Origin of the sequence: Thermobacillus sp. ZCTH02-B1 (genome assembly GCF_002159085.1) — a bacterium.
Lineage (GTDB): Bacteria > Bacillota > Bacilli > Paenibacillales > Paenibacillaceae > Thermobacillus.
Genome location: NZ_LZRU01000002.1, coordinates 18,248 through 37,856, shown reverse-complemented (window position 1 = coordinate 37,856; position 19,609 = coordinate 18,248). Strand labels below are relative to the sequence as shown.

15 protein-coding genes and 1 pseudogene are annotated in these 19,609 nt (G+C 61.9%); 10 read left to right on the top strand and 6 right to left on the bottom strand.

Annotated elements, in window-relative coordinates; translation table 11 throughout:
* Window positions 1-253, bottom strand: a pseudogene (locus A9Z00_RS00770) (IS1380 family transposase); the annotation flags it as partial.
* Between the two features lie 194 nt (window positions 254-447).
* Between A9Z00_RS00770 and A9Z00_RS00765 the strand changes: the two are divergent.
* Together A9Z00_RS00765 and A9Z00_RS00760 are read left to right on the top strand one after the other, a co-directional pair.
* Window positions 448-1,470: an AAA family ATPase gene (locus A9Z00_RS00765; RefSeq protein WP_296973310.1), complete on the top strand. Its 1,023-nt coding sequence runs from the start codon at window positions 448-450 to the stop codon at window positions 1,468-1,470.
* 1 nt (window position 1,471) lies between these two features.
* Window positions 1,472-1,990 (top strand): hypothetical protein, encoded by a 519-nt coding sequence (locus A9Z00_RS00760; protein ID WP_296973308.1) that lies wholly within the window; start codon window positions 1,472-1,474, stop codon window positions 1,988-1,990.
* 120 nt (window positions 1,991-2,110) lie between these two features.
* Here the strand turns inward: A9Z00_RS00760 and A9Z00_RS00755 are convergent, their stop codons facing one another.
* Both A9Z00_RS00755 and A9Z00_RS00750 read right to left on the bottom strand, forming a co-directional pair.
* The gene (locus tag A9Z00_RS00755; protein WP_296973305.1) at window positions 2,111-3,181 is read right to left on the bottom strand and encodes a DUF1835 domain-containing protein; all 1,071 of its coding nucleotides are present in this window, start codon (window positions 3,179-3,181) and stop codon (window positions 2,111-2,113) included.
* Between the two features lie 285 nt (window positions 3,182-3,466).
* Window positions 3,467-3,970 carry a MarR family winged helix-turn-helix transcriptional regulator gene (locus A9Z00_RS00750; RefSeq protein WP_296973303.1) on the bottom strand — a complete coding sequence of 168 codons (504 nt, stop codon included), beginning with the start codon at window positions 3,968-3,970 and terminating at the stop codon, window positions 3,467-3,469.
* Window positions 3,971-4,206: 236 nt separating this feature from the next.
* Between A9Z00_RS00750 and A9Z00_RS00745 the strand changes: the two genes are divergently transcribed.
* Both A9Z00_RS00745 and A9Z00_RS00740 read left to right on the top strand, forming a co-directional pair.
* Window positions 4,207-5,391 (top strand): FAD-dependent oxidoreductase, encoded by a 1,185-nt coding sequence (locus A9Z00_RS00745; protein WP_296973301.1) that lies wholly within the window; start codon window positions 4,207-4,209, stop codon window positions 5,389-5,391.
* A 209-nt stretch (window positions 5,392-5,600) separates the two neighbouring features.
* The gene (locus A9Z00_RS00740) at window positions 5,601-6,326 is read left to right on the top strand and encodes a M50 family metallopeptidase (protein ID WP_296973298.1); all 726 of its coding nucleotides are present in this window, start codon (window positions 5,601-5,603) and stop codon (window positions 6,324-6,326) included.
* 46 nt (window positions 6,327-6,372) lie between these two features.
* Here A9Z00_RS00740 and A9Z00_RS00735 read toward each other — a convergent pair whose 3' ends face one another.
* Complete coding sequence (locus A9Z00_RS00735; RefSeq protein ID WP_296973296.1) at window positions 6,373-9,420, bottom strand: FG-GAP repeat domain-containing protein; 3,048 nt, start codon at window positions 9,418-9,420, stop codon at window positions 6,373-6,375.
* On the bottom strand, window positions 9,417-9,842 hold the full coding sequence (locus A9Z00_RS00730; protein WP_296973293.1) for a hypothetical protein: 426 nt from the start codon (window positions 9,840-9,842) through the stop codon (window positions 9,417-9,419). Before A9Z00_RS00730 ends, A9Z00_RS00735 begins: the two co-directional genes overlap by 4 nt.
* 315 nt (window positions 9,843-10,157) lie before the next feature.
* Between A9Z00_RS00730 and A9Z00_RS00725 the strand changes: the two genes are divergently transcribed.
* The 6 genes from A9Z00_RS00725 to A9Z00_RS00700 are packed head-to-tail and all read left to right on the top strand — an operon-like array spanning window position 10,158 to window position 17,377.
* Window positions 10,158-11,183 (top strand): ABC transporter substrate-binding protein, encoded by a 1,026-nt coding sequence (locus tag A9Z00_RS00725; RefSeq protein ID WP_296973291.1) that lies wholly within the window; start codon window positions 10,158-10,160, stop codon window positions 11,181-11,183.
* A gap of 18 nt (window positions 11,184-11,201) precedes the next feature.
* On the top strand, window positions 11,202-12,278 hold the full coding sequence (locus A9Z00_RS00720) for an ABC transporter ATP-binding protein (RefSeq protein WP_296973289.1): 1,077 nt from the start codon (window positions 11,202-11,204) through the stop codon (window positions 12,276-12,278).
* Complete coding sequence (locus A9Z00_RS00715) at window positions 12,275-13,930, top strand: ABC transporter permease (protein WP_296973288.1); 1,656 nt, start codon at window positions 12,275-12,277, stop codon at window positions 13,928-13,930. Before A9Z00_RS00720 ends, A9Z00_RS00715 begins: the two co-directional genes overlap by 4 nt.
* A gap of 23 nt (window positions 13,931-13,953) precedes the next feature.
* Entirely contained in the window at window positions 13,954-14,733 is a 780-nt protein-coding gene (locus A9Z00_RS00710; protein WP_296973286.1) for an inositol monophosphatase family protein, read from the top strand.
* Between the two features lie 60 nt (window positions 14,734-14,793).
* Window positions 14,794-16,578 (top strand): cache domain-containing sensor histidine kinase, encoded by a 1,785-nt coding sequence (locus A9Z00_RS00705; RefSeq protein WP_296973284.1) that lies wholly within the window; start codon window positions 14,794-14,796, stop codon window positions 16,576-16,578.
* Window positions 16,556-17,377 (top strand): response regulator transcription factor, encoded by an 822-nt coding sequence (locus A9Z00_RS00700; RefSeq protein WP_296973282.1) that lies wholly within the window; start codon window positions 16,556-16,558, stop codon window positions 17,375-17,377. Before A9Z00_RS00705 ends, A9Z00_RS00700 begins: the two co-directional genes overlap by 23 nt.
* A 34-nt stretch (window positions 17,378-17,411) precedes the next feature.
* On the opposite strand, the gene A9Z00_RS00695 is transcribed toward A9Z00_RS00700, so the two are convergent.
* Window positions 17,412-19,601, bottom strand: a complete 2,190-nt coding sequence (locus A9Z00_RS00695) for a multicopper oxidase family protein (protein WP_296973281.1) — start codon at window positions 19,599-19,601, stop codon at window positions 17,412-17,414.
* Window positions 19,602-19,609 lie beyond the last annotated feature (8 nt).

The window sequence follows — 19,609 nt, the reverse complement described above, 5'->3', positions numbered from 1 at the left end:
GCGGATCATATTGCAACTTGCGAAAATGAAAGAGCCGCTGGCAGCCGAGCACCCAGCCGACAATGAGATACAGCAGGATGCGGTAGAGGGGAAACAACGAGTTGTTTGCCTTCGCAAACGATAGCCCCTGCAGCGCCTTGGCGAGCTTGATTTTCTCGAGGTATTCCAGAAAGATTTTGGCGCCTCCGAAACTGGTCGCATGTCGCAGGGAAAATTCTGTCTTGATTTTGCTGACGGGTGTGGTAGACTTCACCTTAAAGGTGCTCCTTTCTTTGGCTGGAGTTTTTTTCGTCAAACACCATTCTACCAAAGAACAGGAGCCCTTTTTATGTTTTTAAAAGAGTTTTACTTTCGAAATTCAGGATAAATATTCTTCAATTTGAGTTATAATTGAAAATAGACGAGAGCAGGATTTCTCCGTTCATATCATGAACTTGGAGGGTTCCGATGATCAATAAAGTGAAATTGAGGAATTTTGGGCCTTTAAGAAACGTTGATTGGAACAACCTCGGCAAGATCAATTTGATTATCGGTGAAAATGGAACGGGGAAATCCTTTTTGCTGAAATCGATGTACAGCGCCATGCGGACGATCGAAGAATTCGGTCGAGGAAATGATCGCCGCTCCGTAAACGAAGTATTGTCCGAAAAGCTCTATTGGACTTTTCAGGTCGAGAAGATCGGCGATCTGGTCGCAAAGTCGTACAATGAGCCGCTGACATGCGAAATTGTGTTTGAGGGGAACGGGTTTTCATACAAATTTGGGAAGGATACAACGAGGACCGTCACGGTCGTTGACAACAAGGTATCTCGCCGCAAAGAAGATTCTCTGTTTTTGCCGGCCAAGGAAGTGCTGTCCATCTTTCACCTTGTTATCGAATCGCGCGAAAAAGACAGGGTGTTCGGATTTGATGACACCTATTATGATCTAGTCCGGGCTTTGATGATTCCCAAGAAGCAGGGCAAAAATTATACCGAATTTGCCGCTGCGCGTAGGGAGCTGGACCGCATTTTGGGTGGAAAAGCGATTTTTGATGAAAATTTGAAAAAGTGGATGTTCAAAAAAGGGAACCAGAAGTTTTCCATCGGTGTAACTGCTGAGGGGAGCAAGAAACTTTCGATTCTAGACACGCTTCTGGGCAACCGCTCGTTGACACCCGGTTCCGTTATGTTTATCGACGAACCGGACGTGGCGCTTCATCCGAAAGCGATTTCCAGCTTCATGGATATTATCTTTCTGCTGGCGCAGGGAGGCATTCAATTCTTCTTGGCCAGCCATTCCTATTTCGTGATCAAGAAACTACACCTGATCGCGATGAAGAACCGCATATCTATTCCGGTAATTTCCTTGAATGCGGATCCTGAGCGGGAACCGGATTACGACGATCTGTTGTTCGGCATGCCGGCCAATTCCATTATTGACGAATCGATTAGGCTTTACGAAGAAGAGATGGACGGGATTCTGCGATAATATGGAGATAATCATTACAGAATCCGGAATGGAGTTTGGGCCGTTCAAAGCCGAACAAGTTTTCCACATCGAACAATCCGAAATTTACGCTAAACTTATAAAATCTTTCAGAATTGCAGAATTTCTGCTAATTCAGAAAGAACACAACCGATTGTTGATTGTGGAAGCAAAATCGAGTTCTCCCCATCCCGGCAATTCGAAGGAGAAATTTCGGGAATTTATTAGCAACGTTGCCGAAAAGATGATCCATGCCTGGCAATTGACGATATCCCTACTGATGCGACGGCATGGGCAATTCCATGACGAGTTGCCGGCCGAGTTCAGAGAATTGGCGAATTATGCTTCTCTGGACATTGTATTTATGTTGATCATCAGAGGACACAAGAAGGAGTGGCTGGTAAACGTAAAGGATGCACTGGATCAGCATTTGCGGCATGTTCGCAAAATCTGGAATGCCCGCGTGATTGTGTATAATGACGAGCAGGCGCTGTCCAAAGGACTTGTCAAGAAGATTATTTGATTTGAATCGTCCGATAACAGGTAGTCCGGTTTGGCAGAAGGGCTGTAAGAGCCCCCGGACGCCGAGTGGAGTTTCCCTCGACAAGGAAGGATACGGGCATTTTCGGTGGGAGAAGCGGAATCAGGCGGACGCGTGGGGCGTCCGCCTTTTCCGTCTGACGCTGTAGTACCGGAGGCCGGCCGGCACGCCCCGGATTTCGAGGACGCCGGCGTAGACGAGCTCCCGCAGCCGGTATTCGAAATATTCGTCCCCGATGTCCTGATCGGCGCATCCGACGGCTTCCCCGACCACGCGGGCGGCTCTGACGTATCCGCCGGCGTCGGCGGCATGGGCCGCCTGGTCCAGCATCTTCAGCAGATGCGCGTCAAAATAATCCGCCGGAACCGTCCGCACCTCACCGTCCCGCCAGATGCGCAGCACCCCGCCCTGTTCCGCGATCGCCGTCCATTCGTCGGCGAGCCGGCGGACCTCCTCCGCGGACAGCGGTGCCGCTTCCTCCGCCCGCCGGATCGCTTCCCGCAGCTTGTCCGGTCCGATCTCGCCGGAGCGGGTGTAGGTGACGGCGGCGCCGGGATGCCGGTCGAGCTCTCCGCTGATCGCACAGGCGTCGCATACGCGGACGGGATTGGGCTTGCGGCGGATGAGGTGCAGCGCGTACCGCATGCCCGTCTGCTCGATTGCGCTGCGGCTGGTCCAGACGATGATGTCCGCCCGTTCCGGAATGCGTTCGACTTGCTGCATCAGCCTGCGGAACGCTTCTTCCGGATCGTCGTCTTCTCCGAGCGCGGCGGACGCGATGTTGTCCCTGAGCCAGTCCCGCCGGGCCCGCCGGCCTTCGGGCGCGTCGAGGCGGGCGACCGGGCCGATCGCGAGGTTGTCGCGGATCGTGATGACCGCATGCGTGCCCGCGAGGCCGAGTTCACGCAGCGCCAGCTTCATGCTGCCGGCGAAGGAATCCCCGGTCACGATGTGGACACGGGTGCAGCCGGGGGCGGGATCCCGCGCGTGTGGCCCGTCCTTCCGGTTCATCAGCTCGTCGTACAGCCCGATCAGCCCGGCGGCCGCGCCTTCGGGATTCGGGTTCTGCTCCTTCAGGATTTGAATTTGGGCCAGGACAAGCCGCAGGCAGGATTTCAGTTCGCCGGGATCCAGACGGTCGACGGCTTTCCGGATTGGATCGACATCGTTCATCCGCTCCAACTCCTTTCTCGGGACCGCAAGCCGCTTGCGCGCAATCATCGGGCGTTGCGGGCGTGCTGCTTCCAAAATGAGGCCGTCTATCGGCCCTGCCAGGATGGAAAAGCGACATTTCATGAACCGGATCGCACACTTGTGTTCCCAAATCTATCCTGTATCCATCCTATCGATTCGCATGCCCGGCGGCAAGATGGAAATCCCGCACCGCAAGCCGAATTGCGGCGCGATCCGGCCGGGCAATGCAAGGCCCGGATCCGATGCAGGATCGGGCCCTGCCCTTCACGTTCCGTTCTTGGGGGCAGAAGGGGCTCCGTTCGCGCCCTTGAGCCGCTCCGTCTCCCGCGCCAGCACCCGGATCGAGCGCTCGAGGTAATCGAGGATGAGCCGGAGCTCGCCCTCGCCGTACCGGGAGAACAGTTCGGACATCGCGCCGCCGAGCGGGCCGAAGATGTCCGCGAGCGGCCGCAGATTGTCCGGTATCGGCTCGACGTACACGATGCGCAGATCGCGCGGATCCTTCGTCCGGCGGACGAAGCCGGCCTTCTCCAGCCGGTTGATCACGCTCGTGATGGCGCCGGTCGTAAGCCCCGTGAGCTCGGCGAGCTGACCGGCCGTCGCCCGGCCCATCCCGAGCACGATGTCGAGGCATTTGTGGTCGGTGATGTGGAGGCCGAGATATCTGGCGGCCGCCTGATGGAAGAACACGGTCTGGGTCGACAGTCGCCGGGTAGCCTCCAGCAGGGCGTCAATCAGTTCCGGCGGAACGGGCTCGCGTTGATCCATGGACCATCCATCCTCCGATCCTGGAAGGTTCAACTCCGACCAAGGTCCAGGTTCAAATTCAGACCATGGCCGGTATCGATCCATCACCGCTCCGGCGCAAGATGAAACCGGATATCTTAAATGATTAAGATACCGCGGAGCACCTGCCGATGCAAATCCGGTCATCTGCGGACGAAAATCTTAATGATTAAGATAATCGAGGCAATCACGATAGATTTGGAAAGGAGCCTGATTCCATGGCAAGCAGGAAGGCGATCATCATCGGCTGCGGCATCGCCGGTCCCGCGGCCGCGATCTTTCTGAAGCGGGCCGGCTACGAGCCGCACATTTTCGAGGCGCAGCCGGACCATGACGACTATGCCGGCCTGTTCCTGAACGTGGCGCGCAACGGCATGCGCGTCCTGCGCGAGCTGGGCGTGGACGGCCGCATCCGCGGGGAAGGCATCGAACTGCGCGCGATGACCTTCCGCAGCGGCAATGGAAAATTTCTGGGGCGCATCGAAGATCCGTCCGGCGAGCCGCAGGGGTACACGGTCAAGCGCGGCTTCCTGCACCGGGTGCTGCGCGAGGCGGCCGAAAGCGAAGGCATCCCGGTCACCTTCGGCAGAAAGCTCCGGGATCTCCGAATCGACCCTGACCGGGTGACCGCCGAATTCGAAGACGGTTCGTGCGCCGAAGGCGATCTGCTCGTCGGCTGCGACGGCATCCACTCGATCACGCGCCGGCTGATCGCGCCCGACGCCGCCGAGCCGGCATACACGGGGCTGATCAGCTTCGGCGGGATCGCGCGCGGCGTCGATCTTCCGCCAGAGCCGGCCCAGCACATGGTGTTCGGAAAGAAGGCGTTTTTCGGCTATCTGGTCAAGCGGGATGGCGAAATCTACTGGTTCGGCAACCTCGACTATCCGGGCAGGCCGACGCGCCGTGAGCTGCAGGCCGTTCCGCAGGCGGAGTGGCGCCGGGTGATCGAGGCGTTGTACCGCCATGATCTCCACCCCGTACCGGAGATCATCCGCAAGTCGGAAAGCGGGATCGGCGTCTACCCGATCTACGATCTGATGTCCGTCTCCCGGTGGCACAAGGGTCCGGTCGCGCTCATCGGCGACGCGATCCACGCGACCTCGCCCAACGCCGGTCAGGGCGCGTCGCTCGCGCTCGAAGACGCGCTGGCGCTCGCGAAGTGCGTCCGGGACAGCGCGACCCCGGATCAGGCGTTCCGGCGGTTCGAGCAGCTTCGTCGCGAGCGGGTGGAGAAGGTCGTGCGGTATTCGCGCAGCATCGGCCGGCGCAAACACGCGGTGAACCCGGTGCAGGTCTTCTTCCGCGATCTGATGCTGCCGTTCTTCCTGAAGCGGGCGGGCCGCGACTCCCAGGCCTGGCTGTACGATTACCGCATCGACTGGAACGACGGAGTCAACTGAGCGATGCGATCGGTCTTGCATGTCTCCGTTCCACGGCTCGTATATCCGTTCGGATCGTTCGGGGTTCGCCGCAATGGTGGTGCGGTCAATCGAAGTGGGGGAACATTCACCGTCGTCATTCCAATCCGTTGATTTCCGGCATCCGTTGACGCGCCATCCGACGCCCAGTATCATAAGGAAAAATCTTCCGAACGAAATGGGGAACGCGCATGTCGTCCTGGGCCAAAATGGCGCTGTTCGTCCTGATCACGGCGCTGCTCACCCGACTGCTCCCGTTCTCGGAATTCTTCCGCAACGTCTACACGCTGGTGCACGAAATGGCCCATGCGGTCGTGACGTTGCTCCTCTCGGGAAGCGTCCTGTACATTCACCTGTACGCCGACCAGAGCGGCGTCACGCATTCGATGATCGAGGCAGGCTGGCGCACGATTCCGGTCGCCCTCGCCGGTTACACCGGCGCCGCCCTGTTCGCGTGGCTGCTGTTCCGCCTGCAGGCGGACAAGCGCGAAAGGACGGGGCTCATGATCGTCGCCGCCGTCGCCGCCCTCGCGCTGCTCCTGTTCGTCCGGAACCCGTACGGCATGCTGTGGTGCGCGGGATTCGCCGGCGCCACGCTGCTGATCGGCGTGCTGGCTCCGGGATGGCTGCGCATCTTTTACGCTTCGCTCGTCTCGTTCATCTGCCTCGTGGAATCGGTCCTGAGCTCCTTCATGATCCTCGCACTCTCGATCGTGGAACCGGCGTCGGCCGGAGACGCGGCGAACCTGAGCCGGGCAACGCCCCTTCCCGCGGCGGCGTGGGGCGCGTTTTTCGCCCTTTTCTCCCTTTGGTGCGCGAAAAATGCCGTCACCGTCCTGTTCCGCTCGATCCGGCGCAGGCGCAGCGAGCAGATCCGGCAGGCGGAACGCATGACGTACCCGTTCCGGAACCGGTAAGAAGAATACGGGAAAAGCGGGGACGCCGGTCCCCGCTTTCTTGCGCTTATCGGATTTTCAGCCTGATCTCCGCCCGTTCCCCGTAATGGATGACGGAATAATGATTGCCATGGCGCTCGACGCGCAGCTTCGAACCGGACACCTTCAGCGGCACGGGGGAGTAAATCTCGACTTCCTGCATGCCCGGCGCATCCAGCCGCAGCGTGAGACCGCCATCCGTTACGGTGAACGCGACCGGACCGTTGCTGCGGACGATGCGGATGCGTTCCGTCATGGACGAAGTCCGGACGAGGCGGACCGTCGTCGGACCGGGAACGCCGATGTAGTGCCCGCCGTTCGCCTCGTGGTAGAACATGCCGGATGTATCGACGGCGCGGTCCGCGTATGCTTCGCCGAGCTCCAGCTTCACCCCGAGGGTGCCGGCGTATTCCTTCACCTGGGCCGGCACCTCCGCATAATCGGGTGTCAGGAAGATCTGGTCGCCGCTCAGCCGCACCTCCACATCGGCGTAGAACGTGTTCAGCAGCGACCGGGCAATCTGCTGTTCGGTCATGAAGGTGTATTTGTGTTCCTTCCGGATCCGGTTCATGGCGGCGATCGTCTTGAGCACCTTGTCGTACAAATCCGTGCCCGGCTTCATGCTGTGCTCGATATGCTCGAAATGGGTAAGCGGAATGTCGTACTTCGCCATGACGTCCCAAGCCTTGCCGTAGGTCAACGGGTGGGGTGACGGAGCGAACAGCAGGAACGGATCCGCCGGCGGATCGCCGTTTTCGTCGGGCAGCAGGAACGGAATGACCAGCAGGAATTCCGCCCCGTCCCGCGGCGCCGAGCTGACGTTCGGCGGATTGAAGCCGAAGTTCCACCAGATGCCCGACGCCCGCTGGTTGCGGAACGTCTGCAATGCGTCCTTGTTGATCCGCCAGGTGTGGTGGTTGACGCCCATGTCGTCTTCCCACTCGAGTCCGAGCGCGCGGAAAGCCGCCTTGTGCAGTTCCATCTCCCGTTTCTCGCGCTCGTCCGACATGTATTCATGCAGATACATGTGCGGAATGATCGGAAGATGCTTGCTTTGCACATACCGGACGTTCTCGAGGAGATCCTTCCGGTACGGGAACAGCGGGTTGTCGATCGCGTAAGGGTTGCCGTACTCCAGATGCCCCGTGATCAGATCCTTCTTTCCGTCCCCGTTCCAGTCGATGACGACGGGCACCGCGTTGCGTCCGGGCCTGATCGTATTCGTGCCGAAGAAATTGAATTCCCGGCCGGCAAGCGGTCCGCGGTTCGTCAGCGTGCCGTCCCCGAGGCGTTCAAGCCACACGATCTCCCCGTTGCCGCCTCCCGCCAGCAGGTCGAGACGCCCGTCACCGTTCCAATCCGCCGCGAACGGAGCGGCATAGGATCCGAGACGGACCGGCTCGCCGTCCGCCAGGATCGGCTCCGCCGCCTGAAGCTCGGTCGAACCGGGCGCCGTTCCCCGGAACAGATGGAGACGGCCTTCGGCATCCCCGACGATGAGGTCGAGAATCCCGTCGCCGTCCCAATCGGCGACGGCGGGCGCGGCCGCGCCTCCGACGGAGAGCGCCGCACCGCCCGCGGTGAAGTGTCCCGCGCGCCTCAGCTTCCGCTTGTCATCGCCCAGGTAGAGGACCACCTCGCCCTTGCCGGTGCCCAGCACCAGGTCCAGGAAGCCGTCGCCGTTCCAGTCGACGGCGAAGGGCGCGGCATCGCGCTCCGCCCGTACGCCGTCCAGTTCGACGGGCTTCCGGAAGACGAGGTTCGCCGCATCCCCGTCATGCTCCAAGACATGGACGCGTCCGTCATGCGTGCCGACGATCAGGTCCGTCGCGCCGTCGCCGTTCCAGTCGACGGCCGTCGGATAGGCCCGCCAGCCGACGTCGAGGTCCGACAGGAACGAGTGGTAGCCGGGTACCTGGCCGAACCGCAGGTTCCCGCTCGCGGTCGTGAGCGCCCTGCCGGCGGAAAAGAAGGAGTCGTCCTCCATGTTGACAAACTGCGGCTCGCCGTCGGTGCCGACGTTTTCCAGATAGCGCAGCGCTTCCATCCAGACGCCGCCGTTGTAGCTTCCGCGGACGAGGGAGAAGCTCGGAACCTGGCCGTGCTTCTCCAGCAGCTCGGTGAACTTGATCATGTCCCGGAGCACGAACGAATAGAGCGACTCGTAATGCGCCTGCCAGGCCAGGCCCGGCCTGCCGTACGGCCCGTAGGCCTTCTGCACGGAGAAGCCGTGCCGTTCCTTCGCGGCGAACTTGACGAGTTCCGTCCGGAACAGGTAATTGGCGGCGGCGTAGCCGAAGTGGAAGTATTTCTGGTCATCTTCGGCCTGCAGGTCGAACCGCGTGATGAACTGCTCGTTCGGAAGGAAGTTGTTGGCCCAGATGACGGTGCCTTCCCCCGCCCGGTTGGCCGTCAGCAGCGCGAGATCTCCCTTCCGGACCAGGGGCACCGCTTCGCCTGTGACGGCGCCTTCTTGGAAATGGATATGGAACTTCGGATTCAGTCCCTTGTAGCGGCCGTACACGTCGGCGAAATCCCGCCACGCCTGCTGGATGCCCCGCAGGTTGGGCCGAACCTCGGGATAGGTGAAGTTGAGCTCCGTATCCTCGATCGGTTCCAGCGAGGCGATGCCGGTGAACGACGCGGGGAAGGCGGACGCGTATTCATGCGACAGGAACAGGATGCCGCCCTTCCGAACCCAGTCGACAAGCCGGTCCCGGACTCCGGGCCAGGCGGGCTCGTCTGTCAGGCCCCGATCCAGATAAACCAGATCATAGCGTTCGTCGATCGCGGCTTCCTCCAGCGGCTGAACCGTGAGACGCGCGCCCGCGACCGGCGCCTGCCGCAGATGCTGGAGAATGCTGCCGGTGCGCACGCCTTCGGAGCCGTGGAGGAGCAGCACGTCGACACGGATTGCCTCGCCGTCCGAAGGCTGCGCGGCCGCGGCATCCCGGAGCAGATCGGCGGGGAGATAGGGCCTGATGTCACCCAATCCGCCGGCGCACTGGGTGAGCAGGCACAGGAGGAGGACGGCGGCAAGGAGCCTTGCCGTGAGCGGTCTGAACGGCGATTTCATCGAACCAGCCTCCGCTTGAGCAGGATTCCGAGGGTGGCGGCCACGTAGGGCAGCAGGGCGATGACGAGCACGTTGGCCGCGCTGAACGATTCGATCAGCGGAAGCAGGCCGTACGGCAAATGAAACAGGCCGTACATGTAAACGGCGTCCAGCGCCAGCTCGTTCAGGGCGCAGATCGCATACAGCATCAGGCCGATGACGAGCAGCGACAGGGTGGACAGCGCGTTGCGCGCGATCCCGGGATGCGGGACCAGCAGCAGGCCGATGACGAAAGACCCCGCCGCAAAAACGAAAGGCAGCCAGCCGATCATATGGAACGAATTGACGCCCGATTCCCGAAGCACGTAAACCGCGGCCATGATGAGCGCCAGCCAGATCAGATGAAAAACAAGGAGCCGTACATTGTTGCGGACATGAATCAAAGCGCCACCCCCCGGCATCTCCCCGAAGTTCAACTATCCCCATATTATAAACGACGCGGGGATCGACACGAAGGAAAATTTTCCGACACTGCCATGCGGTTCCGCCAACCTCTCCCCAACCTTCTTCCGGCCCGATCGGCCTCCCCACTCCGCGACAGCGCTTCCATCCTTTTGCTTCCCGCGGAAGAATGTGATTTCCCCTCGCGCGAACACTGACGGATAACCAACAAAAATGCCGGATTGCGACGTTGTATTCGGTTTGAAAGCGCTTTACGATGTTACTGCATCCACTACAACCAGAAGGGGAAAGGGAGCATGAAGAAAAGCGGAACGCGGCATTTCATCGTGCTGATCGCGTTGGTTCTGATGTTCGGCAGCCTGATCGCCGCCTGCGGCAAGACGTCCGGCGGCAAGCAATCGAAGGAGCTGACGCTTTACTACTCCCACGCGGCCGACTGGTCCGACCCGATCATCAAGGAATTCCAGGAGAAGACGGGCATCACCGTCAACCTGGTCGGCGGCGGCACCGGCGAGCTGATCGCCCGGGTCAAGGCGGAGAGCGCCAACCCGCTCGGCGACGTGCTGTGGGGCGGGTTCGTCGACGGCTACGCGGTGGTGGACGAGTATTTCGAGTCCTACAAGACGACGGAGTACGACTACCTGATCGACGAGGCGAAGAGCCCGAACAACACGTGGTACGGCTTCAACATCGAGCCGATGGTCATCATCTACAACCCGAAGCTGGTCAAGCCGGAAGAGGCGCCGAAGAGCTGGGAAGACCTGACCGATCCGAAGTGGAAGGGCAAGATCGCCCACGCCGACCCGGTCAAGTCCGGTTCCGCCTTCACGGCGATCGTCAACATGATCCTGTCGAAGGGCAAGGGCGAGGAAGGCTTCGATCTGCTGAAGCGCTTCGTGGAGAACCTCGACGGCAAGCTGATCGGCAGCTCCTCCGGCACGTTCAAGGGCGTCGCGGACGGCGAGTACAGCATCGGCATCACGTATGAGCAGGGCGCGCTGAAGTACATCGAATCCGGCGCGGATCTCGCGGTCGTCTATCCGTCCGACGGCAACACGCTGCTCACGACGGGGCTCGCCATCATCAAGGGCGCGAAGAACAAGGAGAACGCGCAGAAGTTCGTCGACTTCGTGCTCGGCAAGGAAGTGCAGTCGCAGATCGGCAGCATCTACCGCCGTCCGGTGCGCACGGACCTGCCCGAAGTCGAAGGCATGAAGCCGCTGAACGAACTCGTCAAGATCGAATACGACATGGACTGGGCCATCGCGAACAAAGATCTGATCATGGAGAAATGGAAAGCGTTCATCGTCGCCAGCGAATAATCCACGGGGTGTGAGACTGTGAGCCATCATGTGGTGATCAACAACGTCGTCAAGAAATACGGGGACACGACTGCGGTGAAGGGCGTCCAACTGTCGATCAGGAAGGGGGAGTTCTTCACCATCCTCGGTCCGTCCGGTTGCGGCAAGACGACATTGCTCCGCATGATCGCCGGTTTCAACTCGATCGATGAAGGCGAAATCCTGTTCGACGGCAAGCGGATCAACGACGTGCCCGCGCATCTTCGGAACATCGGCATGGTGTTCCAGAACTACGCCATCTTTCCGCACATGTCGATTTTCAAGAACGTGGCGTACGGCCTGAAGGCGCGCAAGGTGCCGAAGCAGGAGCTGGAAGCCCGCGTGAACGAGGCGCTGGAGCTGATGAAAATCAGCCAGTTCCGGGACCGGGATCCGTCCCAGCTCTCGGGCGGCCAGCAGCAGCGGGTCGCCCTCGCCCGGGCGCTCGTCATCCGGCCCGTCATCCTGCTCATGGACGAGCCGCTCTCGAACCTGGACGCGAAGCTCCGCGTGGAAATGCGCAACGCGATCAAGAAAATCCAACGCGAGCTCGGCATCACGACGATCTACGTCACGCACGACCAGGAGGAGGCGCTCGCCGTCTCCGACCGGATCGCGGTCATGAATCAGGGGCGGGTGGAGCAGATCGGCACGCCGCAGGACATCTACATGAAGCCGGCCACCCCGTTCGTCGCGGGATTCATCGGCACGACGAACTTCCTCTCGGGCGTCGCGGAGCCGCACCCCGGCGGCGGCTCCGTCCTTCGCATCGAGAACGCGAAGACGGTGACGGTGCCCGGCGTGTGGCGGGGAAGGGTGATCGTCGGACTTCGTCCGGAGCACCTCCATCTCACCGAGGCGCGGGAAGGGGAGCTGACCGGCACGATCACGCTGGCGACGTTCCTCGGCGACTTCATCAACTACGAGATCGAGCTGACCGGCGGCAAGACGATCGAAGTCAACGAATACACGAAGGATACGCAGCAGATCCGCATGGTTGGCCAACGGGTCAGCGTCATGCCGGACCTGGCCCGCATGAACCTGTATCCCGATGAAGGCGAAGGGGTGCCGGCATGAACAGGCTGAAGCTCAGGGCGCCGTCTTTCTGGACGATCACGGTCATCGTATTGACCGCGCTGGTCATCATCTTTCTCGTCTATCCGTTCGCCTCGCTGTTCCTGAAGAGCTTCTTCCATCCGAAGACGGGCGACGTGTCGCTGGTCAATTACGAGAAGTTTTTCAACACGCCCTACTATTTCAACACGCTGAAGCGGAGCCTGCTCGTCTCCACGGTGACGACGGTGCTGGCGGTGCTGCTCGGGGTTCCGGTCGCCTACATCACGAGCCGGTTCAACGTGTGGGGCAAGCCGGTGATCAACGTCATGATCATCCTGTCGATGCTGTCGCCGCCGTTCATCGGCGCGTACTCCTGGATCCTCCTGCTCGGGCGGAACGGCTTCATCACGAACCTGATGGAGAAAATCGGCATCACGATGCCCACCATCTACGGGTTCTTCGGCATGGTGCTCGTGTTCACGCTGAAGCTGTTCCCCTACGTGTACCTGTACGTCCACGGGGCGCTCGGCAGCATCGACAGCTCGCTCGAGGAAGCGGCCGAGAGCCTCGGCATGAACAAGCTCCGGCGGATGCTCACGGTGACGTTCCCGGTCATCATGCCGACGATATCGGCGGCCGCGCTCGTCGTGTTCATGACGTCGATGGCGGATTTCGGCACGCCGCTCCTGATCGGCGAAGGCTACAAGGTGCTGCCGGTCGTCGTCTACGAAGAGTACATGAGCGATATCGGCGGCGATGCGATCATCGCGAGCACCCTCAGCACGATCATCGTGCTCTGCGCGGTTGTCGTCCTGTTCCTGCAGAAGGCGTACGTGTCCCGGCGGAATTACCGGATGAGCTTCCTGAGGCCGCCGCAGGTGCAAAAGCTGCCGTTCGGCAGGCGGCTCGTCCTGACCGCGATCGCGTTCATCGTCGCGTTCGCCGCGATGCTGCCGCAGTTCACGGTGATCGTCACCTCGTTCCTGAAGACGCGGGGGCCGCTGTTCGTCGCCGGTTTCAGCCTGGACAGCTACCGGCAGATCGGATTCAAGCTGTCGAAGAACATCATGAACACGTTCCTGTTCTCGAGCATCGCGATCGTGCTCATGATTTTGCTCGGCCTGCTGCTCTCGTACATCATCGTGCGACGGAAGTCGAGGATGGCGTCGTTCCTCGACGCGGCCGCGATGTTCCCGTACGTCATTCCGGGCGCGGTGATCGGCATCGGGCTCGTCACGGCGTTCAACAGGCCGCCGCTACTCCTGACCGGTACGATGGCCATCCTGATCGTCTCCTACATCATCCGCAAGCTGCCGTTCGTCCTCCGGTCCAGCACGGCGATCCTGCAGCAGATCGATCCGAGCATCGAGGAGGCGTCGATCAGCCTCGGCGTGCCGCCGATGAAGACATTCTTCAAGACGACGGCGATCCTGATGATTCCGGGGCTCATTTCCGGCGGCATCCTGAGCTGGGTGTCGACGATCAACGAGCTCAGCTCCACCCTGATCCTGTACGCCGGCAATACGGGCACGATCTCGGTGGCCATCTTCAACGAGATTTTCAAGGACAGTTTCGGCACGGCGGCGGCGCTCGCCTCGATCCTGTCGTTCGCCACGGTCATCTCGCTGGCCGTGTTCAACAAAGTGTCCGGCGGCCGCAGCGTGCTGATGTGATGGCAGAGGGAGCGTGGAGACGCGTGCATTCGCTGATGGACCAGGCGGTCCGGGTGATCACGGGCCTCGGAGAATATGTCCGCGAAGAGCGGAAGAAACTGAAGGTGGACGAAAAAGGTTTCGCGAACTTCGTCACGAACATCGATATCGAAGTGCAGAACCGCCTGATGGAACGGCTCGGCGCGCTGGCGCCCGGGGCCGCCTTCCTGTCGGAGGAGAATCCGTATTTCGAGCCGGATTCGGGCAAGCCGTGCTGGATCGTCGATCCGATCGACGGCACGACGAACCTGATCCACGGCTATCCCCATGTGGCGATCTCCGTCGCGTATGTTGACGGCGAAGACCGGTTCGGCATCGTGTACAATCCGTTCGACGGCGAGCTGTACACGGCCGCGCGCGGCGGAGGCGCCTTCCTGAACGGCCGGCCGATCCGCGTGTCCGAAGCCGTCAGGATGGAACAGACGATCATCGGCTTCGGCCTGCCGTACAACCGCGCCCGGGCCCGCGTGATGTTCCGGGCCGCGGAGAAGGTGTTCGCCACCTGCCAGGACATGAAGCGCAAGGGTTCGGCGGCCCTCGATCTGTGCCATGTGGCCGCCGGGCGGCTGGACGGCTTCTTCGAAGTCGACCTGCATGTCTGGGACTTCGCCGCCGGATGCATCATCCTGGAGGAAGCGGGCGGCCGGGTGACCGACTGGCTCGGACGCGCGATCGGACCGCGGGATCGCAAGGCGGATGTTCTGAGCAGCAATGGGAAAATCCACAGCTTGCTCGTATCGCTTGTCCAGTCGACAATAGAATAGAAAAAGTGCGGAAGAACGCCGGGCGCGCGAATTTCGCAAGAGGGGCGGGGTGAAACCGTCATGGCGAAGTCGAACAGTTTCTATCACAGACTCTTGCGGATGCTCGTGGTGGTCGGGGTTCTTCCGCTTTTTTTCATCGGGCTGCTCACCTACGGATTCTCGCGGGAACTGTTCCTCGAACAATACGGCCGCATGGCGCTGGCGCGGGTCGGCGCGAGCGCGGAAAGTCTCGACCGGCTGGCGGAGGAGTACGGCGACATCATCGGCGCGCTCGCCGAAGACGAAGGCATCCGGGAAGCGATCGCATCCGGGATGGAAGAACGGCGGGAGGACATCGAGCAACGGATCCATCTGCTGCTCGCCGGGCGTACGATCAAGCCCTCCGTCTATGTGCTGGACCGGCAGGGTCGTCTGTCCTTCGGCACCGATGAGCTGCCCGCCGTGTACAATCCCGTCCGGCAGGCGGGATGGGGCATTTTCCGCATCGCGCATGAGGGCGGCCCGCAGCCGAAGGTGTACGCCCACCGCCACGAGGCGGCGGGCGGCCGGGTCGCGACGCTCAGCCTGATCCGGACGCTGGGAAACGATCGGGGCGAGACGATCGGCTATGTGATCGCCGATGTGTACCGCGACGATCTCGAACGGCTGCTCCTCAAGGAGGACATGCCGTTCTCGACGAGCTATCTCGTGCTGGACCGGTACGGGTTCACCGTGCTCAACACCGCGCATCCGGAGCTCGAGGGGACGCTGGACCGGAACGGGTACCGGCGCATCATCGCGGAGAGCGAGGAGCAGGTGCGGATCGGGCGGGACGAAGGCGGAGAGCGGGTGATCTTTTTCGCGGAATCGGCCAAAACCGGACTGTCGGTGATCGGGCTCACGCCATATGAAGCGGTGAGCGCGAGCACGGGCTACATCCGGAACCTGTTCGCGAGCGCCGCGGCGCTCAGCCTGCTGGCCTGCCTCGCGTTTGCCTACGGCATGGCGAAGCGGATGTCGACGCCGATCATCGGGCTGGTCAAGGGGATGAAGCGGGTCTCCCGCGGCGACTTCTCCGTGCGCGTCTCCGCAACGGGCAGCGACGAGTTCGGCCTGCTGGCGAGCGGCTTCAACCAGATGACCGAGCAAATCGAGAAGCTGCTGCAGAGCGTGAAGGAGGAGCAGCAGCGCTTCCACGTCGCCGAATTGAAAGCGCTTCAGGCTCAGATCAACCCGCATTTCATCTACAACACGCTGGATCTGATCAAGTGGAGCGCCAAAATGAACGAGACGGACCAGATCAATACGATCGTCACCCAGCTCGGCCGCCTGCTGCGGGGCGTCATCCACGTGAAGCGCGAGAAGGTGACCGTCCGGGAGGAGCTGGAGCTGGTGGACAGCTACCTGAACATCCAGAAAATCCGCTTCTCCGACCGGCTGTTTTTCCAATTCCGCATCGATCCGGACATCATGGAGGCGACGATTCCCCGGTTCACGATCCATCCGCTCGTCGAGAACGCGATCGTGCACGGGTTCGAGAACAAGAACGGCAAGATGTTTCTGGTCGTAAGCGGTTACAGGGAAGGCGGGAACCTGGTGTTCGAGATCATCGACAACGGCATCGGCATGACGCAGGAGACGATCGGGCGCATATTCAGCGGGCGGAACGGCCACAGCACCGGCATCCTGAACGTGCACAAACGGATCCAGCTGTATTACGGCGAATCGTGGGGCATCCGGATTGCGAGCGAACCCGGCAAGGGGTCCGTCGTCACGGTTGTCATGCCCTGGCCGGAAGTCATGCCCCGGCCGGAAGACATGTCCCGCATGGGAGGGGAACCGCATGCTGAAAGTCGTGGTCATTGAAGACGAGATCATGCTGCGCAACGGCCTGCTCTACACGATGCCCTGGGAGGAGTGGGGATGCGAGGTCATCGGCCACGCCGACAACGGGCTGTCCGGGCTGGAGCTGATCCGGCGCGTCCGCCCCGACCTCGTGATCACGGACATCAAGATGCCCGGGCTCGACGGGATCGAGATGATCCGGCGGGCGAGCGGCGAGACGGACTGCGAATTCATCCTGATCACCGGCCACGGCGAGTTTGAATACGCGAAGAGCGCGGTCGATCTCGGCGTGCAGGGTTATATCCTGAAGCCGATCGACGACGAGGAGTTCCAGCGGACCGTCCGGAAGACGGCGGGCAAAATCATGGAGAAGCGGCGGATCGGAAGGGCGCTCACGGAGCGGCCCGAGGCGATCGTCGGACAGGTGGAGCGTTACGTGCAGCCGGACGCGGCGTCGCACAACCGCTATCTCGATCTGGCCATCCGGTTCATCCACAGCCATTACCGGGACAACATCACGCTGAAGGACATCGCCGATCATCTGCAGATCAGCGAGAGCTACCTGACCAAAATCTTCCGCGCGAAGACGTCCTACAGCGTCGTCGAATACATCACCCAGTACCGGCTGAAGCAGGCGATCGAGCTGCTGATGGACGCGAACGTGAAAATCTACGAGATCGCCGAGAAGGTCGGCTACCAGGACTCCCGGTACTTCAGCACCCTGTTCAAGAAGGAGATGGGGCTGACGCCTTCGGAGTTCCGCAACTATTACCTGCGCCAGGGCATGCGCCCGGCGGATCAGGAAGCCTGCGACGCCTGAAGGGCAGCGCGGCCGTGGCCGGGGCGCATCCCCGTCATTCCGGATGGTTGCCCGTGGCTTCGCCGGCCATATAGGGCGTAATGACGTTGGCATAGGCCAGATGCATCGCCATGCCCCGGGCCGCGTGCTCCAGCACGTGGCAATGGTCCATCCAGATGCCCGGGTTGTCGGCGCGGAAGGCCACCTCCCAGGTCTCGCCGGGTTCGACGAGCACCGTGTCGAGCCGGAGCGGACTGCCCGCGTACGGCCTGCCGTTGCGCTTCAGGACGAACACGTGGTGCCCGTGCAGGTGCATGGGATGGTAGACCAGCGAGCGGTTGACGATGCGCACTTTGACCCTGTCCCCTTCGCTCACCACGAACGTCGGCGTGCGCGGGAACACTTCGCCGTTGATCGCCCAGAGCGCGTTCGGGCGGCCGTTGTAATGGCCGAAATAAATCTGGTCCAGCACCATCAGGAATTCCCGGTCGAACGCGGTGTCGTCATTGAACGGCGCGGGCGCGGGGGCGCCGTACGCCAGCGGGTCCAGAATCGCGTCAACCGGCCGGATGTCGGCCGATCCCCGTCCGTCCGGGCTGAACACGACGGCCGTATCCGCCGGGATGTCTTCTCCGTGCAAAGCGAGCGTTACCGGATGGTCCGGCATCGTGAACGTCACGTCGTACCGGCCTCCGCCGCCGATTTTGAGCCCCGTGTCTTCCACTTCATCCGGCTTGTGGATGTCCCAGCCGTCGATCGCGGACACGCGGAAGGGAATGCCGTGCAGGGCGAAGATCTTCGTCAGGCTGGAGCTGTTCATGAGCCGCAGCCGCACGTGCGTGCCGGGCGGCATGATGCGCCGCCCGCCGGGTTCGGCGGGATGCAGCGCCGTCCGGATGCCGTCCGGCGTCTCCCAGTCGTGGGAAAACACCGTAATGTCCGCTTCATCCCCGCCTACGTTCCCGCCGGACATGCCGGTTCCTGCGGAACCGTCTCCGCCGGAACCGTCGGATTCGTCGCGAACGTCTCCGCCGGCGGAACCCGACGCGCCGGTCCGGTCCTCCTTCGGCAGAATGATGAAGGCGCCGAACAGCCCCCTCGCCACCTGAACCGAAGCCGTCTGGTGCGAATGGTACCAGCGGCTTCCCGTTTCATTCACGACGAAGCGGTACGTATGCGACTCCCCGGGCATGACGGCGTTCTGGGTCACGCCCGGCACCCCGTCCTCCGCGTTCGGCACGTCGACGCCGTGCCAATGGACCGTCACCCCCGCCTCGATATCCCGGTTGATCAGCACGACCTCGACCAGATCCCCTTCGCGCACGACGAGCTCCGGACCCGGCACGCGGCCGTTGAACGTCCACGCCTCGATCGTGTGCCCCGTGGGCAGCCCGATCTCGCTCTTCTGCGCGACGAGCGTGAACCGCCTGTCGGGTTCGCCGTCGCGCGGACCGGTCAGATCCGCGACGCTGACGACCGCATTTCCGGCGGCCGGGACCGCGGCATCGTGCGCGTGATGATCATGGAGGCCCGGGATCGCCGCCGGAATCGCCCGGCCGCCTCCGTACGCGAACGTCTCCGGATGGATCATGGACATCGACGCGGGAAATTTGCTGCGTTCCAGCGACCACAGATGCCACGCCGCGAGCAGGACGGCGGCCGACACCGTCCATGCGGCCGTCCTGCGGGCGAACGCCCGGACTCCCTGGCGGCGGAGCCGGATGGTCCGGACGCGCCGCCGGTGGTACAGGCGAAGCAGGACGGCGACGCCGGCCAGGGCGGCCCAATACGTCGTCATTTCCCGCACGTCCGGGATGGAAGGGATGTCGAACAGGAGAAGCCACAGCGTGAGACAGCATCCCGCGGTCATCGTATGAATGGCCGCCGCGACCCGCGCCGCCGACTCCGGCGCCATGTCCTGCTCCGCATCGTCCCGCCTGTTCAGGAGCGGAAGCGCGCTTCGGACCACGGGCAGCGCCGGCAGCGCGAGCAGCGGCAACATGACGAGGACGCGGTCCATGACGAAATCCCAGCCCAGGGCGAGCCAGGCGGCCGCCAGGACCGCGCACCACGCCAGGACGAGGACGATCCCCGTCCGGCAACCGATCCGCGCGGCCTGCCGCCAATGCCGGAACGCGGCGTATTTCAGGCCGTTCGCCGCGAGTCCGGTCCATCCCCAGACGATCGCGAGCAGAAACATCAGCATGAATTCGAGACCGTACAAGAGCAGAAAACGTTCCGTCATCCAAATCC

Coding starts and splice junctions, on each gene's coding strand:
- A9Z00_RS00755 (WP_296973305.1), bottom strand. CDS start 3,181: ATGAACGATGTCGATCCAATCCGGAAAGCCGTCGACCGTCTGGATCCC.
- A9Z00_RS00735 (WP_296973296.1), bottom strand. CDS start 9,420: ATGAAATCGCCGTTCAGACCGCTCACGGCAAGGCTCCTTGCCGCCGTC.
- A9Z00_RS00740 (WP_296973298.1), top strand. CDS start 5,601: ATGTCGTCCTGGGCCAAAATGGCGCTGTTCGTCCTGATCACGGCGCTG.
- A9Z00_RS00695 (WP_296973281.1), bottom strand. CDS start 19,601: ATGACGGAACGTTTTCTGCTCTTGTACGGTCTCGAATTCATGCTGATG.
- A9Z00_RS00750 (WP_296973303.1), bottom strand. CDS start 3,970: ATGGATCAACGCGAGCCCGTTCCGCCGGAACTGATTGACGCCCTGCTG.
- A9Z00_RS00745 (WP_296973301.1), top strand. CDS start 4,207: ATGGCAAGCAGGAAGGCGATCATCATCGGCTGCGGCATCGCCGGTCCC.
- A9Z00_RS00725 (WP_296973291.1), top strand. CDS start 10,158: ATGAAGAAAAGCGGAACGCGGCATTTCATCGTGCTGATCGCGTTGGTT.
- A9Z00_RS00760 (WP_296973308.1), top strand. CDS start 1,472: ATGGAGATAATCATTACAGAATCCGGAATGGAGTTTGGGCCGTTCAAA.
- A9Z00_RS00700 (WP_296973282.1), top strand. CDS start 16,556: ATGCTGAAAGTCGTGGTCATTGAAGACGAGATCATGCTGCGCAACGGC.
- A9Z00_RS00765 (WP_296973310.1), top strand. CDS start 448: ATGATCAATAAAGTGAAATTGAGGAATTTTGGGCCTTTAAGAAACGTT.
- A9Z00_RS00715 (WP_296973288.1), top strand. CDS start 12,275: ATGAACAGGCTGAAGCTCAGGGCGCCGTCTTTCTGGACGATCACGGTC.
- A9Z00_RS00705 (WP_296973284.1), top strand. CDS start 14,794: ATGGCGAAGTCGAACAGTTTCTATCACAGACTCTTGCGGATGCTCGTG.